Here is a 15394-nt window from a genome sequence, read left to right on the forward strand (position 1 = left end):
TAGCAGTCTTTCTGAGGTGAATGGAATGACCCAGGCTCCCCGTGGTAGTGCGCCTAGCAGCAAGGTGGTTGCCGCAGAACTGCGCGCGCGAGCCGAAGCGCCCCTGCCGGGCCATGTGCCGGCGGTCGAGGCTCAGCAGTCGGTACTTGATGCACAGAAGCTGGTGCACGAACTGCAAGTTCACCAGATCGAACTGCAACTGCAGAACGAGCAATTGCAAGCCGCCCGCAATGATGCCGAAGCGGCGTTAGTGCGCTACACGAATCTCTATGACTTCGCCCCGGCGGGCTACTTCACGCTGCGCGCCGATGGCACGATTATCAGAACTAATCTAGCCGGTGCCCGTCAACTTGGCATGGAGCGTGCCGTACTGACGGGTATGCGGTTTGTTCAATTCGTCACTCAGGTCAATTTGTGCGCTTTCAATGCCTTCCTGTTGAGGGTTTCCGCCGGTGATGTAGCGCAACGCTGCGAAGTCGAGGTGATGCGCCAAGACCAGACGCCACGTACGCTGCAGGTCGACGCCACCTTTGCCACCGACGAACAGGTTTATAACGTTGTGGTGTTGGACGTTACCGAGCGCAACGCCAACGAAGAGCAGCTGCAACTGGCGGCGCTGGTCTATCAGTCGCTTACCGAGGCGATCATGGTGTGCGATATCGACAACCGCATTGTTGCCATTAATGAGGCGTTCACCATCACGACGGGCTACAGCGCGGCAGAAGCGGTTGGCCAAACCCCCAAGTTGCTGAACTCAGGTCAGCAACCCGCCGGCTTTTATCGGGACATGTGGCTGACGCTGACGTCCACCGGTCGCTGGCAGGGCGAGCTTTACAATCGGCGTAAGAATGGTGAGATATACGCTGAATGGCTGAAGATCAGCACCATTTTCCACGCAGACGGCACACCGCTGCGGCGGGTGGGCATGTTCACCGACATCACCGAGAAAAAGCTCGCGGAATCGACTATTTGGCAGCAGGCCAATTACGATCTGCTGACCGGCTTACCCAACCGTAACTTGTTCCGTGATCGGCTGGAACAGGAGATCAAGCCCCTACGTGATCAGCTAATCCCTCTGGCGCTGCTGTTTATTGACCTCGATCACTTCAAAGAAATCAACGACGCCCTCGGCCACGATTGTGGTGATCAGTTGCTGGTTGAGGCGGCGCACCGCATCAGTGACTGTGTGCGCGAGGGGGATACCGTGGCACGCCTTGGCGGCGACGAATTCACCGTGATTTTGTCCGGAGTTGATAATGCTCTGCGTATTGAGCAGGTGGCGCAGATGATCGTGCAGGCGCTTGCACGGCCTTTTGCTTTGGGTGCTGAGATCAGCCATATCTCGGCTAGCATCGGCATCACGCTGTTTCCAGCCGATGCCACTGATAGCGAATCGCTGCTCAAACAAGCCGATCAGGCCATGTATCAGGCTAAGGCGCAGGGACGTAACCGCTGCAGCTATTTCACCGCGACCATGCAGCAGGTGGCGCAGGAGCGTATGCAGCTAAACAATGATCTGCACGGAGCACTAGCTGCCGGTCAGTTGATGGTTTACTACCAGCCGATTATTCGCCTGTCGACTCTGCGCTGCGTCAAGGCGGAGGCTTTGTTGCGCTGGCGTCACCCGCAACGCGGCATGGTCGGGCCGGCCGATTTTATCCCGTTGGCCGAGCAGAATGGCTTGATTGATGAGATTGGCTACTGGGTCTTTTGTCAGGCGGCCTCGCAGGTTAAGCAATGGCGCGATATGGGTGCGGCGTGCGTTCAGGTCAGTGTGAATAAATCGCCACGGCAGTTTTTCGATGCCGCTTTACAGCACGACTGGTTTGCGCATCTAGGCGAGCTCAACCTGCCGGCGGCGAGCATTTGCATCGAGATCACCGAGGGCCTTCTGCTCGACGCGAGCTCTATGGTCAAGGACAGCCTGTCGCGCGTTCACACAGCCGGTATGCAGATTTCGCTTGATGACTTTGGCACCGGTTACTCGGCGCTGTCCTACCTGAAGACGTTCCCCATCGACTACCTGAAAATCGACCAATCCTTTGTCCGCGATATGGTCAAGGACCCGACCGACCAAGCGATCGTAGAGGCCATTATCGTCATGGCGCACAAGCTTGATATGCAGGTGGTCGCAGAGGGTGTGGAAACCATCGAGCAACGCGATCTACTGATGGCCGCCGGATGCGACTTCGCGCAGGGGTACCTGTTCGCCCGGCCGCTGCCCCAAGATGATTTTCTGGCGTATTTGCAAAGCAACGGGGAGTAGAGTCGACCATGCAGCCGGCTGGCCCACAGCAGGTGGCGGCCAACTCAGCACGAGTTGGCTGCAGCACTTAAATAGGGCCGACCGTGTTTACTGGTTGCGGGCCTGCGCTTAGAACGTGCGGCTGTCGATGATCTCGCCAGCCGTAATCATCCGGCGAATATAAAAAGCAATTTCGCGTTCTGCATCCGTTCGGGTGAAGTAAGGCCCCTCCAGTGATCCCTCGCGGGTGGAGAAAAAGTACTGGCCGTTGACCGCGCTGACACGCTCGCTGCGATAGTGAGTGCCAGGGCTGTGATCGATGGTGCGTTGACCGAACATAGGTAAGCCTCCCGCAAAATGAAGTGCTGAGGTCAGTCTAAACCTCGCCTGATGATCCAGCCCACTTAACGATGGATGGTCATTTTGTCGACCGTTGCGGGAGTTTTTCAGGCTCTTTGCGATTTCTGCGTCAATCTTTTGGCCTGATACTGCCGGGTGAGCGGTACAGTTGCCCGGCATGCTGATGCCCCGCTGTAGCTGTGCTGGTTATAGCAGGCACCTTAAACTATCGTCTCGTCTCTTCAGCCAGCACTGGGCAATGGTTGCGGCGCTCACTGCGGAACCTGTATGCACATTTCTTCTGGTCGCTGGCTGTTTGGTTTGTTTCTGGCACTGACAACGGCAGTGCTGTGGGGCGTGCTGCCGATCAAGCTCAAGCAAGTGTTGCAGGTGATGGACCCGGTGACCGTGACTTGGTATCGCCTGCTGGTGTCCGGTTCGATTCTGCTGGCCTATCTGGCTGCCAGTAAACGCTTGCCGGCGTTTCGCCCGTTGGGCAAGAAAGGCGCGTGGTTGCTGATGCTGGCAATAGCCGGCTTGACGGCCAACTACGTGCTTTATCTGATCGGTCTTAAGCTGCTTAGCCCCGGCACCACGCAACTGGTGATTCAGGTTGCGCCGATTCTTTTGTTGGTCAGCAGTTTGTTTATCTTTCGTGAGCGTTTTAGCCTCGGCCAGGGCCTGGGTTTGTTGGTCTTGCTGATCGGTTTTGCCTTGTTCTTCAATCAGCGCCTAGATGAGTTGCTGACCTCGCTGACGGTTTACACCACCGGGGTGTTGACCATTTTGCTGGCGGCGTTTGTTTGGGCGTTTTATGGCTTGGCGCAAAAACAGCTGCTAACGGTGTGGAGCTCGCTGCAAGTGATGATGGTGATTTACCTGGCGTGCGCTGCGCTGCTGACGCCCTGGGCGCAGCCGTTGCAAGCGCTGACGTTAAGCCCGTTGCAAGGCTGGCTGCTGTTTGCCTGTTGCCTAAATACCCTAGTGGCCTATGGCGCCTTTGCTGAGGCATTGGCCCATTGGGAGGCTTCGCGGGTCAGCGCAGCGTTAGCCATCACCCCCCTGGTCACCTTTGCCTCGGTGGCCCTTGCTGCCAGCTGGTGGCCTGAGTATGTGCAACCAGAGCAGATCAATGCGTTGGCCTATGGCGGCGCGATGCTGGTGGTGCTGGGATCGGCACTGACTGCCTTAGGGCCTTCGCTCTTAACCGGCTGGCGCACCCGTAAGGCGCGCTTGGCCGCAGCCGCTTGAGGTTTAGCCGCTAAGGGCTGAAGGCTGAAGGCTTAAGGCTGAAGTTTAAGCACGGGATGTTTGCTTGCACAATTAGGCGCGCACACCCAGCGCTTCGGCGCGGCGTAACCAGCCTTGACGCTGCTCTTCAGAGGAAGGGCGCACTGGCGCGAATTCGGCCAAGCGTCGGGTCTTTATGCCGCTGAAACCAAGAATGGTGCGGGTCATCTGCCGATGCCCAGGGGCGCCATAAACCCAACGGTAATACCACGGCGGGGTGTCCATGGTCACCAGCAGGTCAGCGCTGCGCCCGCTCAACAGTTTGTCCCAGAGCGGCGAACGGTTGCGGTACTTGAAGGCGAAACCGGGCAGAAACGTGCGATCAAAGAAGCCTTTAAGTAACGCCGGAATACCACCCCACCAGACCGGATAAACAAACACTAAATGCTCGGCCCAATGAATTTGCCGTTGCGCTTCCAGCAGGTCGGGTTCCAGTTGTTGGCTGTGCTCATAGCCGTCGCGCAGCACCGGATCAAAGGTCATTTCGCCGAGTTTTAATAGGCGCACCACATGGCCTTTACTGCGCGCGTCTTGGGCATAAGCCTCACCTAAGGCATGACAGAAGCTGCTGTTTTTCGGGGTGCCGAGAATCATCAGGATGCGTTTGCCGTCGCCCTCAAGTGGTGTTGCACCGCTCTTTATCGTCTCACTCATGTTGGCCTGCCTTGAGCATGTTTTCTGGGCGCACCCACGCGTCGAATTGTTCATTGCTTACATAGCCCAACTGCAGCGCGGCTTCGCGCAGCGTGGTGCCATCGGCATACGCCTGTTTAGCAATTTGCGCGGCCTTGTCGTAGCCGATATGGGGGTTGAGCGCGGTCACCAGCATCAGGCCATGTTCAAGGTGCTCAGCCATTTTCGCCGCGTCCGGCTGCAGGCCCGCAATGCAGTGTTGCTGGAAGTTGTGGCAGCCGTCGGCCAGCAAGCGTATCGACTGCAGCAGGTTGTGAATGATCACCGGCTTAAACACGTTGAGCTGCAAATGCCCTTGGCTTGCGGCAAAACTGATGGTGCTGTCGTTACCCAGTACCTGGCAGGCCAGCATCGACAGCGCTTCGCATTGGGTTGGGTTGACCTTGCCTGGCATGATCGAGCTGCCCGGCTCGTTGGCCGGTAAACGCACTTCAGCAAAACCGGCGCGCGGGCCGGAGCTGAGCAAGCGCAAATCATTGGCCAGTTTCATCAGCGTCACCGCCAAGGTTTTCAGTGCGCCCGATAACGCCACCAAAGGCTCGTGGCCGGCAAGGGCGGCAAATTTGTTTGGCGCGCTGACCAGTGGCAAGCCGCTCAAGGCTGCCAACTCGGCGGCCATGGCTTCGGCAAAACCTTGCGGCGAGTTTAAGCCGGTGCCCACCGCCGTGCCGCCTTGAGCCAATTCGCAGACGGCGGGCAGGGCGGCGAGGATGGCTCGCTCGGCATACTCCAACTGCGCGACGAAGGCCGACAGCTCTTGGCCGAAGGTGATTGGGGTGGCATCCATCAGGTGCGTGCGCCCGGTTTTGACCAGGTGCGCATGGCGCATAGTGTGTTCCTGCAACCCATCGCGCAGTTCATGCAGAGCCGGCAGCAGTTGCAGTTGCAGCGCTTGCACCGTGGCGATGTGCATGGCGCTGGGGAAGCTGTCGTTGGAGCTTTGCGCACGATTAACATGATCATTAGGGTGCACCGGGGTTTTGCCGCCACGACCGTTGCCGGCCAGCTCATTGGCGCGCCCGGCAATTACCTCATTAACGTTCATATTGCTTTGCGTGCCGCTGCCGGTCTGCCAAACCACCAGTGGGAATTGTTCATCGTGCTGACCGGCCAGCACTTCATTGGCCGCTTGCTCAATTAACCGCGCCAAGTCATCGGGCAAATTACCGATGCGTTGGTTGACCCGCGCCGCCGCTTTTTTGATCAGGGCTAAGGCGTGCACCACCGGCAAAGGCATGCGTTCTTCACCGATGGCGAAATTAACCAGCGAGCGCTGCGTTTGTGCACCCCAATAGGCCTCATCAGCTACTTCAATGGGGCCCAGGCTGTCGGTTTCAGTGCGGCTCATAGCGGCTCCTTGATGATTGTGCGTGCGGCAGGTGGGTTGCCCGCAAGCATTTGCTTGCCTGAGCGTATGCCAGCTTAGGTCGCGCTGCAGCCTTAGAGGTTCAACATTGAGCGGCAACGGCCATGCACTGCAACTGGATGCACGCTTGAGTAGGGCAAGCATTGGGCACAAAATGCGCGCACTTGAGTCAACAAGGCTCTTTTTGTCCTGGAGTAGTTCATGCCACGTTTACCTGCCTTTTGCGCTGCCTTACTGCTGCTGTGCGGCAGTGCTCAGGTGCTGGCCGATGCCAAAAGCCACGCCGCCGATGCTGAGCGCTTCCTGCTGTTGGCGCGTGCTGACCGGCTGGCAGTGCCGGTGTTCACCCAAGTGCAACAGATGTTCGCCCAGCGCTTTGCTGAGAGCAACGCACCGCAGAGCGAAAAAGCGCTGCTGGAAACCTACCAAGCCCAGGCCAATGCTGCACTCGAACAAGCAGTCGGCTGGGACAGGCTCAAGCCAGACATGGTCAAGCTCTATACCCGCAATTTTAATGAGCAGGAGATGAAAGACCTGATTCGCTTCTATGAATCACCGCTGGGTAAGAAAGTCCTCGAGCAAATGCCATCGCTGACCGCGCAGTCGGCGCAATTGACCCAAAGCAAACTGGAAACTGCAGTGCCTAAGGTCAACCAACTGCTGGCAGAAATGTCCAGCAAGCTAACCCCGAAAAAGCCCTGAGAGAGCCTACGATGCCAAAAATAGACCTGCTACAGGCCGCTTTAACGCACCTGCAACCGCAGCATCTTGAGCTGCTGGATGAAAGCCACATGCACAGCCGTGGCCAAGAAACCCACTACAAAGCGGTGATTGTCAGCGAGCAGTTCACCGGGTTGAATGCGGTCAAACGCCACCAAAAAGCCTACGCCAGCCTGGGCGAGTTGATGGGCCAGATCCATGCCCTGGCGCTGCATACCTATACCCCGGATGAATGGTCGCAGCAGGGCCGCGCGCCAGCCTCGCCGACCTGCAAGGGCGGCAGCTGAGGCAATTCGCCTCTACACGGGCCACCGCAACAAACGTAAACTGCAGCCCCGCCGAGCCAGGTCATAACCCGTCCTGGCTCGGCGTATTTTTTCTATCCCAGTCCGCCCTTTACGTGGGCGACTACTGAAGGTTGAGCACATGACTGACAAGATCGTTGTCGCCGCGCTGTATAAATTTGTGTCCCTGCCGGACTTCCACGAACTGCGTGAGCCTCTGCTGCAAGCCCTGTTGGATAACGGTATTAAAGGCACCTTGTTGATTGCCCAAGAGGGCATCAATGGCACCGTGTCCGGCAGCCGTGCCGGCGTTGATGGGCTGCTCGCCTGGTTCGGTCAAGACCTCCGTTTGGCGGATATCGATCACAAAGAATCCTATTGCGACGAGCAGCCGTTCTACCGCACCAAGGTCAAACTGAAGAAAGAAATCGTCACCCTTGGCGTGCCCGGCGTTGATCCGAACCTGAAAGTCGGCACCTATGTTGAGCCTAAAGACTGGAATGCGCTGATCAGCGACCCCGAGGTGCTGCTGATCGACACGCGTAATGACTATGAGGTGTCGATTGGCACCTTCGAGGGCGCGGTAGACCCGAAAACCAAGTCATTCCGTGAGTTCCCCGACTACATCAAGGCGCACTTCGACCCGGCCAAGCACAAGAAGGTGGCGATGTTCTGCACCGGCGGTATTCGCTGCGAAAAAGCCTCCAGCTACATGCTGGGTGAAGGCTTCGATGAGGTCTATCACCTCAAGGGCGGCATCCTCAAATACTTGGAAGAAGTGCCGCAGGAGCACACCAAGTGGCAGGGCGACTGCTTTGTTTTTGATAACCGCGTCACCGTCCGTCACGACCTGAGCGAGGGCGATTATGACCAATGCCACGCGTGCCGCACGCCCGTATCGGTGGCTGATCGTCAGTCTGAACGCTACACCCCAGGCGTGAGTTGTCCGTATTGCTGGGACTCGCTGCCGGAGAAAACCCGTGCTGGCGCCCGTGAGCGGCAACACCAGATTGAACTGGCCAAAGCGCGCAACCAGCCACACCCACTGGGTTACAACCCTCGCCACGCGCGCGAGGCTTAACCATGCAAGCGCGCCTTCTGTATGTGATGGACCCGATGTGTTCATGGTGCTGGGGCTTTGCTCCGGTGCTGGAGTCCCTTGCTGAGCAGGCTGCGGCGGTCAATGTTGGCTTGCAGTTGGTGCTGGGAGGTTTGCGCCGTGATGGCGTGGCCATTGATGCGGCCGCACGCGTGCGTTACTTGGGCTACTGGCAGGCGGTGAATGCCAGCACCGGGCAACTGTTCAATTTCACTGAAGGCCTGCCCGAGGGTTTGGTCTACGACACCGAGCCTGCCTGTCGCGCCCTGGTTACGGCGCGCAATCTGGCCCCTGCGTTGGTGTGGCCACTGGCCCGATTGATCCAACGTGCTTTCTACACCGAAGGCGTCGACGTCACCCGTGCCAGCGTCTTGGTGGCGTTGGCTGAGCGGGCCGGCATCCCGCGGATTGTCTTCGCTGAAGCGTTTGACAGCACGGCCCAGCGTGAAGCCACGGCAGCAGATTGCAGTTGGGCTCAGGACTTGGGCATTGCCGGCTTCCCGACGTTGCTTGCGCAAAACAACGGTCAGGTGGCCCTGTTGACCAATGGATATCAACCCTTAGATACATTGCAGCCGCTGTTAGCGCGCTGGCTGGAGCGCGTTACACATGCTTGAACGCTTGAGTTGGGCAGAAATCCGCCGCATGGCCTTGCAACACCGTAAGGCATTGATTTGGGCTAATTGTGTCGCGGTACTGGCCACGCTGTGCAGCGTGCCGATCCCGCTGTTACTGCCGTTGCTGGTGGATGAGGTGCTGCTCAACGATGGCGATGCCGCGCTTAAGGTGATGAATAACTTTTTGCCCACGCAATGGCAGGTCGCCGCTGGCTATATCGGCTTGATGCTGGTGCTAAGTTTGTTCCTGCGTGGCGGTGCGCTGGTGTTCAACGTGGTGCAAGCGCGCCTGTTCGCGCGGCTCTCAAAAGACATTGTGTACCGCATCCGCATTCGCTTGATTGAGCGGCTCAAGCGTATTTCGTTGGGGGAATACGAAAGCTTGGGTGGTGGCACAGTGACCACTCACCTGGTCACCGACCTGGACACCCTCGATAAGTTTGTCGGGGAAACCCTCAGCCGCTTCCTGGTGGCGGTGCTGACACTGGCTGGCACCTCGGCGATTTTGATTTGGATGCACTGGCAGTTGGCGCTGCTGATTTTGCTGTTCAACCCTCTGGTGATCTACGCCACCATTCAACTGGGTAAACGCGTTAAGCACCTAAAAAAGCTGGAAAACGACAGCACCTCACGCTTTACCCAAGCGCTGACCGAAACCCTTGAAGCGATTCAGGAAATCCGCGCCGGTAACCGTCAAGGCTTCTTCCTTGGCCGTCTCGGTGGTCGCGCTAGGGAAGTGCGTGATTACTCCGTGGCTTCTCAGTGGAAGACCGATGCGTCTAACCGCGCCAGCGGTCTGCTGTTTCAGTTCGGCATTGATGTGTTCCGTGCAGCGGCCATGCTCACCGTGCTGATGTCCGACTTGTCGATTGGCCAGATGCTCGCGGTGTTCAGCTACCTGTGGTTTATGATCGGCCCGGTCGAGCAACTGCTCAGCCTGCAATATGCCTACTACGCGGCGGGCGGCGCGCTGACGCGAATCAATGAGTTGCTGGCGCGCCAAGACGAGCCGCAATACCCCGGCCGCGCCGACCCTTTTAAAGGTCACGACACGGTCGGCATCGACGTCAGCGGACTGACCTTTGCCTATAAAGACGAGCCGATATTGAACAGGCTCAACCTGAGCATTGCCCCAGGTGAGAAGGTCGCCATCGTGGGCGCCAGCGGCGGCGGCAAAAGCACATTGGTGCAATTGCTCTTAGGGCTGTATACCCCGCAGGCCGGCACTATTCGTTTTGGCGGCTGCAGCCAAGAAGAAATCGGCCTTGAAGCGGTGCGCGAACACGTGGCGGTGGTGCTGCAACATCCGGCGCTGTTCAACGACAGCGTGCGCGCCAACCTGTGCATGGGCCGCGAACGCAAGGATGACGCCTGCTGGAAAGCACTGGAAATAGCCCAGTTGGGCGACACTATTCGCGCCTTGCCGCAGGGCCTCGACAGCATTGTTGGGCGCTCCGGTGTGCGTTTGTCCGGCGGCCAACGCCAGCGCCTAGCGATTGCTCGTATGGTCTTGGCCGAGCCCAAAGTGGTGATCCTCGATGAAGCTACTTCGGCTCTGGACGCCGCCACCGAATACGCCCTGCACCAAGCGCTGAACCAGTTTTTGCGCGGTCGCACCACGCTGATCATCGCCCACCGTTTAAGCGCGGTGAAACAGGCAGATCGGGTGCTGGTATTCGACGGCGGCAGCATTGCTGAAGATGGTGGGCACAAAGAGTTGATCGCCGAAGGCGGGTTGTACGCCAAGCTCTACGGTAACTTGCAGCACTGATAGCTGCGCTGGGCAAAAGCGTAGGGTGGGTGACGCTATTTTCATCCACCGTGAGCTCGCATTGGTGGATGGATGAGGCGTCATCCACCCTACGGTTCTTGTGAGCACGACACTTTCTCGCGGATTCCAAACAGCCAGTAGCCCGGATGCAATCCGGGTGTGCTGGTGGTCGCCTGTAGTGTTCCCGGATTGCCTCTAGGCTAAGGCGGCACTGCACTTGGCAGGTAGATCGACCGCTTTGTAAATTTATCGTTACGCGTGTTGGGTGCTTTCGGTCATTCAGCGTCTCGCTTTTCTGTGCGTAATGAAAACTTGCCGAAAGTATTGGCTTGCGCGACGGTTTAGGGGCTTGGGCCTGCTTGTGAGCGCCGCCTTGCTCAGTTGTTATGAGGTCAATCACTGCTGTGCGACCAGACGTCGCAGCGGTTGATCACCACAACAACGAGGAGGCGCAATGAACGCCGTGAACAAGATCCAGCCGCACAACCCGATTGGCACTGACGGTTTCGAATTTGTTGAATACACCGCACCGACGCCTCAAGGCATCCAGCAGCTGCGTGAGCTGTTCACCGCCATGGGCTTTACCGAAACGGCCAAGCACCGCTCCAAAGAAGTCTGGTTGTTCCAGCAGCACGACATCAATTTTGTGCTCAATGGCAGCCCGACCGGGCATGTGCGTGAGTTCGGTTTAAAGCATGGTCCAAGCGCCTGCGCCATGGCTTTTCGCGTGCAAAACGCCGCCCAAGCTGCTGCTTATGTGGAGTCCCAGGGCGCCACGCTGGTGGGCAGCCACGCTAATTTTGGCGAGCTGAACATCCCCTGCGTCGAGGGTATTGGTGGCTCGTTGCTGTACTTGGTGGACCGCTATGCCAACGAGAGCAGCGATAAAAGTATTTACGACGTCGACTTTGAATACATCGCAGGCCGTACGCCAAATGACAATTCAGTGGGCCTTAAAGAACTCGACCACCTGACCCACAACGTTAAGCGCGGGCAGATGGACGTCTGGTCGGGCTTCTATGAACGCATCGCCGGCTTTCGTGAAATTCGCTATTTCGATATCGAAGGCAAACTCACCGGCTTGCTGTCGCGCGCCATGACGGCGCCGTGCAGCAAAATTCGCATCCCGATCAATGAGTCGTCGGACGACAAGTCGCAGATCGAAGAATTTATCCGCGAGTACCACGGCGAGGGCATTCAGCACATCGCCTTAAGCAGCGAAGACATCTACGCCACCGTGCGCCAACTGCGCGCCAATGGCGTGGATTTTATGGTCACCCCCGGCACCTATTACGACAAGGTCGACACCCGTGTGGCCGGGCATGGCGAGCCGACCGATGTGCTGCGCGAGCTGAGCATTTTGATCGACGGCGCCCCTGGTGATGACGGCATCTTGCTACAGATTTTCACCAACACGGTGATTGGCCCGATCTTCTTCGAGATCATTCAGCGCAAGGGCAACCAGGGCTTTGGTGAGGGCAACTTCAAGGCGCTGTTCGAGTCCATCGAAGAAGACCAGATCAAGCGCGGCGTAATCAGCGCCGATTGATCGGTAAACCGTAGGGTGGGTTAGGCGCGGGCACGATGGCCGGAATTCACCATGATTTCGCTGCGCCGCAACCCACCATTGCGGTGTCGGATTGGTGGGTTACGCGGCGTTCACGCATCGCAAGATACGACCCATAAGGGTTAACGCCGCTAACCCACCCTACGCCAGCGTTGGATTGAGGAGATACCGGCCATGAGCCGTAACTGGATCAGTTTTCCCCTGCGTGAAGGCGACTGTTCGCGCCAGGCGCACTGCGACTTTCCCGAAGGCACCTATGAGCGCGAGATGGGTCGCGAGGGCTTTTTTGGCCCCACCGCGCACCTGCACCACACGCATCCACCCACTGGCTGGATTGACTGGCAGGGGCCGCTGCGCCCGCATGCGTTCAACTTCAATAACATCGTCAGTGAGCATGATTGCCCGCTGGCCGCACCGCTGACGCTGCATAACAGTGATGTAAAGCTGCGCGTGTGGAAAACCGTTGGCGCCATGCGTCATCTGGTGCGTAACGCCGACGGCGATGACCTGCTGTTTATCCATGAAGGCGCTGGGCACTTTTACTGCGACTTTGGTCACCTGACCTATCGCGATGGTGATTACCTGCTGATCCCGCGCGGCACTGCATGGCGTATCGAGGCCGATCAGCCGACTTTTATGTTGCTGATTGAAAGCAGCGACGGCGCGTATCAACTGCCGGATAGAGGCTTGGTTGGCCCGCAGGCGATTTTTGACCCGGCAGTGCTGGAGCATCCGCGTATTGATGAGGCGTTTAAGGCGCAGCAGGACGAGAACATCTGGCAAGTCCGCATCAAGCGGCGCGGCCAGATCAGCACCGTCACTTACCCCTACAACCCGCTGGATGTAGTCGGCTGGCACGGCGATAACACTGTGGTGCGGCTCAACTGGCGCGATATCCGCCCGTTGATGAGCCATCGTTATCACCTACCACCATCGGCGCACACCACCTTTGTCGCCAATGGCTTGGTGATTTGCACCTTTACTCCGCGCCCGGTGGAAAGCGACCCCGGCGCGCTAAAAGTGCCGTTCTATCACAACAATGATGACTACGACGAAGTGCTGTTTTACCACCGGGGCAACTTCTTTAGCCGCGACAATATTGAGCCGGGCATGGTCACTTTGCACCCGTGCGGCTTCCCCCACGGCCCGCATCCTAAAGCGTTGAAAAAGGCCCAGATCGACCCGGCCACTTTTATTGATGAAGTGGCGGTGATGATTGATACGCGCCGTGCCTTGGAAATCGGCGACGCCGCTGCCGGCGTCGAGGTCCCCGACTATGTAAATTCCTGGCATGCGCCGGGCAAGGAATCCTGATGAAACTCGCATCCCTCAAACACGGCCGCGATGGCGAACTGGTTGTGGTCTCCCGTGATCTAACGCGCGCGGTCAAGGTGCTAATCATCGCCGCCACCTTGCAGGCGGCGCTGGATAACTGGGCAGTGAGCAAAGCCAAGCTGGAAGCGGTGTATCAGCGTCTTAACGATGGCTTGGAGGAGGGCGCATTTGCCTTCGATCAAGCCGCCTGCCACAGCCCCTTGCCCCGCGCTTATCACTGGGCTGACGGCAGTGCTTACGTCAATCACGTGGAGCTGGTGCGTAAGGCGCGCGGCGCCGAGATCCCGGAAAGCTTCTGGCATGACCCACTGATGTACCAGGGTGGCTCTGAGTGCTTTATCCCGCCGCATAGCCCAATTCAGATGGCCGATGAAGCCTGGGGCATTGATCTGGAAGCCGAGATCGCGGTCATCACCGATGACGTGCCGATGGGCGCCAGTGCTGCCGAGGCCGCCGGGCATATCCAGCTGCTGATGCTGGTCAACGATGTGTCGCTGCGCAATTTGATTCCGGGTGAGTTGGCCAAAGGGTTTGGTTTTTACCAGAGCAAGCCGTCGTCCAGTTTCTCGCCGGTGGCGATTACGCCGGATGAGCTGGGTGATAGCTGGCGCGACGGCAAAGTGCACCGGCCGCTGGTATCGCATATCAACGGCGCGTTATTTGGCCAGCCGGATGCTGGCGTGGACATGACCTTTAACTTCCCGACCTTGGTTGCCCACGCCGCGAAAACCCGGCCATTGGGCACGGGCACCATTATCGGTTCCGGCACCGTATCGAACTACGACCGCAGCGCCGGCTCCAGCTGCCTGGCGGAAAAACGCATGCTGGAAATCATCGAAAGTGGCGAGGCGAAAACCCCGTTCCTCAAGTTCGGTGACCGAGTGCGTATCGAGATGTTCGACGCCGCCGGCCATAGCCTGTTTGGCGCGATTGATCAGGCTGTAGAAAGATATGAGGCGTAGCCCGGATGCAGCCCGGGAAATCGTCAGGGCCTTCCCGGATTTCATCCGGGCTACGAGGGTGGATAGAAGCTAAAGAGCTATTCGAGCTTTTCGCCGCCGTCAGCCATAGCCTGTTTGGCGCGATTGACCAAGTGGTCGAAAAATATGAGGCGTAGCCCGGATTCAATCCGGGAAATCTTCAGAACACCCCCCGGATTCCATCCGGGCTACGAGGGTGGATAGCTGCTGAAACGCTATTCGAGCTGTTCGACGCCGTCGGCCACAGCCTGTTTGGCGCGATGGATCAGGCTTTAGAAGGATATGAATCGCAGCCCGGATGCAATCCGGGAAATCGTCAGGGCCTCCCGGATTTCATCCGGGCTGCGGGAGCTTTTTGATGTTGACGTTGTACAGCTATTGGCGCTCCAGCGCTGCTTACCGGGTACGCATTGCGCTTAACCTTAAAGGTTTGGCCTATGAGCAAGTGCCAGTGCATTTGGTTAAAGACGGCGGCCAGCAGCATAACCCTGACTATCAAGCGTTGAACCCGCAGCAGTTGCTGCCGCTTTTAATCGATGATAGCCGTGGCGCTGTGCCCATTGCTCAATCGTTGGCAATTATCGAGTACCTCGAAGAAGTCTTCCCCGAAACCACGCTGCTGCCTTGCGACCCGGTGCAGCGGGCGCAGGTGCGGGCATTGGCGCTGTACCTTGCCTGTGATGTGCATCCGCTGAATAACCTGCGGGTGCTGCAGTACCTCAGCGGTGAGCTGGGGGTGAGCGAAGCGGGCAAAGAGGCGTGGTATCAACATTGGCTGCACAGCGGGTTTAGCGCCATCGAAGCAGGCCTTGCGCTGTTCAATGAGGGCCTGTCGCTTGGCGAGCGCCCCGGATATCTGGAGGCGTGTCTGATTCCGCAGTTGTATAATGCGTGCCGTTTTAACTGTGACCTTGATGCGTACCCGCGCATCCTCGCCATGGCGGCGCGTTGCGAATCTCTGGATGCCTTTAAGCAGGCGGCGCCGCAGATGCAACCCGACGCTCAGTGACTCCAGCGGCTTAGCGGCCGCTGGGCTCTGGCGAATCCGGCTTTATAAAAGCCATCGCTCCGCCGCGCCACAAGCGCTG

General features: G+C 58.2%; 14 protein-coding genes. 11 read left to right on the forward strand and 3 right to left on the reverse strand.

Annotation, left to right across the window (positions count from 1 at the left end; translation table 11 throughout):
* Positions 1-25: 25 nt before the first annotated feature.
* Positions 26-2266 carry an EAL domain-containing protein gene (locus tag WF513_RS07485; RefSeq protein WP_339082903.1) on the forward strand — a complete coding sequence of 747 codons (2241 nt, stop codon included), beginning with the start codon at positions 26-28 and terminating at the stop codon, positions 2264-2266.
* A 108-nt stretch (positions 2267-2374) separates the two neighbouring features.
* Here WF513_RS07485 and WF513_RS07490 read toward each other — a convergent pair whose 3' ends face one another.
* Positions 2375-2584 carry a DUF6316 family protein gene (locus tag WF513_RS07490; protein ID WP_339082905.1) on the reverse strand — a complete coding sequence of 70 codons (210 nt, stop codon included), beginning with the start codon at positions 2582-2584 and terminating at the stop codon, positions 2375-2377.
* A 288-nt stretch (positions 2585-2872) separates the two neighbouring features.
* Here WF513_RS07490 and WF513_RS07495 point away from each other — a divergent pair, with 288 nt between their 5' ends.
* Positions 2873-3835 carry a DMT family transporter gene (locus WF513_RS07495; RefSeq protein WP_339082907.1) on the forward strand — a complete coding sequence of 321 codons (963 nt, stop codon included), beginning with the start codon at positions 2873-2875 and terminating at the stop codon, positions 3833-3835.
* 72 nt (positions 3836-3907) lie between these two features.
* On the opposite strand, the gene WF513_RS07500 is transcribed toward WF513_RS07495, so the two are convergent.
* Together WF513_RS07500 and WF513_RS07505 are read right to left on the reverse strand one after the other, a co-directional pair.
* Positions 3908-4528, reverse strand: coding sequence for an NAD(P)H-dependent oxidoreductase (locus WF513_RS07500; RefSeq protein WP_339082909.1), 621 nt, complete (start codon positions 4526-4528; stop codon positions 3908-3910).
* Positions 4521-5915 (reverse strand): class II fumarate hydratase, encoded by a 1395-nt coding sequence (locus tag WF513_RS07505; RefSeq protein ID WP_339082911.1) that lies wholly within the window; start codon positions 5913-5915, stop codon positions 4521-4523. Before WF513_RS07505 ends, WF513_RS07500 begins: the two co-directional genes overlap by 8 nt.
* A gap of 219 nt (positions 5916-6134) precedes the next feature.
* On the opposite strand from WF513_RS07505, the gene WF513_RS07510 reads away from it, so the two are divergent.
* The 9 genes from WF513_RS07510 (at position 6135) to maiA (ending at position 15315) form a co-directional block, all read left to right on the forward strand.
* Entirely contained in the window at positions 6135-6635 is a 501-nt protein-coding gene (locus WF513_RS07510; RefSeq protein WP_339082913.1) for a DUF2059 domain-containing protein, read from the forward strand.
* Between the two features lie 11 nt (positions 6636-6646).
* Positions 6647-6940: a BolA family protein gene (locus WF513_RS07515; RefSeq protein WP_339082915.1), complete on the forward strand. Its 294-nt coding sequence runs from the start codon at positions 6647-6649 to the stop codon at positions 6938-6940.
* Between the two features lie 139 nt (positions 6941-7079).
* Positions 7080-8018, forward strand: a complete 939-nt coding sequence (locus WF513_RS07520; RefSeq protein ID WP_339082917.1) for a rhodanese-related sulfurtransferase — start codon at positions 7080-7082, stop codon at positions 8016-8018.
* 2 nt (positions 8019-8020) lie between these two features.
* The gene (locus WF513_RS07525; RefSeq protein ID WP_339082919.1) at positions 8021-8653 is read left to right on the forward strand and encodes a DsbA family protein; all 633 of its coding nucleotides are present in this window, start codon (positions 8021-8023) and stop codon (positions 8651-8653) included.
* Entirely contained in the window at positions 8646-10424 is a 1779-nt protein-coding gene (locus WF513_RS07530; RefSeq protein ID WP_339082921.1) for an ABC transporter ATP-binding protein, read from the forward strand. The genes WF513_RS07525 and WF513_RS07530 overlap by 8 nt, the downstream gene beginning before the upstream one ends.
* Before the next feature lie 454 nt (positions 10425-10878).
* Positions 10879-11973, forward strand: coding sequence for a 4-hydroxyphenylpyruvate dioxygenase (hppD, locus tag WF513_RS07535; protein ID WP_339082923.1), 1095 nt, complete (start codon positions 10879-10881; stop codon positions 11971-11973).
* Between the two features lie 192 nt (positions 11974-12165).
* Positions 12166-13305 carry a homogentisate 1,2-dioxygenase gene (locus WF513_RS07540; RefSeq protein WP_339082925.1) on the forward strand — a complete coding sequence of 380 codons (1140 nt, stop codon included), beginning with the start codon at positions 12166-12168 and terminating at the stop codon, positions 13303-13305.
* Positions 13305-14288: a fumarylacetoacetate hydrolase family protein gene (locus WF513_RS07545; RefSeq protein WP_339082927.1), complete on the forward strand. Its 984-nt coding sequence runs from the start codon at positions 13305-13307 to the stop codon at positions 14286-14288. Before WF513_RS07540 ends, WF513_RS07545 begins: the two co-directional genes overlap by 1 nt.
* Positions 14289-14664: 376 nt before the next feature.
* Positions 14665-15315, forward strand: a complete 651-nt coding sequence (gene maiA / locus WF513_RS07550; protein WP_339082929.1) for a maleylacetoacetate isomerase — start codon at positions 14665-14667, stop codon at positions 15313-15315.
* Positions 15316-15394: the final 79 nt, after the last annotated feature.

The organism is Pseudomonas sp. TMP9 (genome assembly GCF_037943105.1).
Classification (GTDB): domain Bacteria; phylum Pseudomonadota; class Gammaproteobacteria; order Pseudomonadales; family Pseudomonadaceae; genus Aquipseudomonas.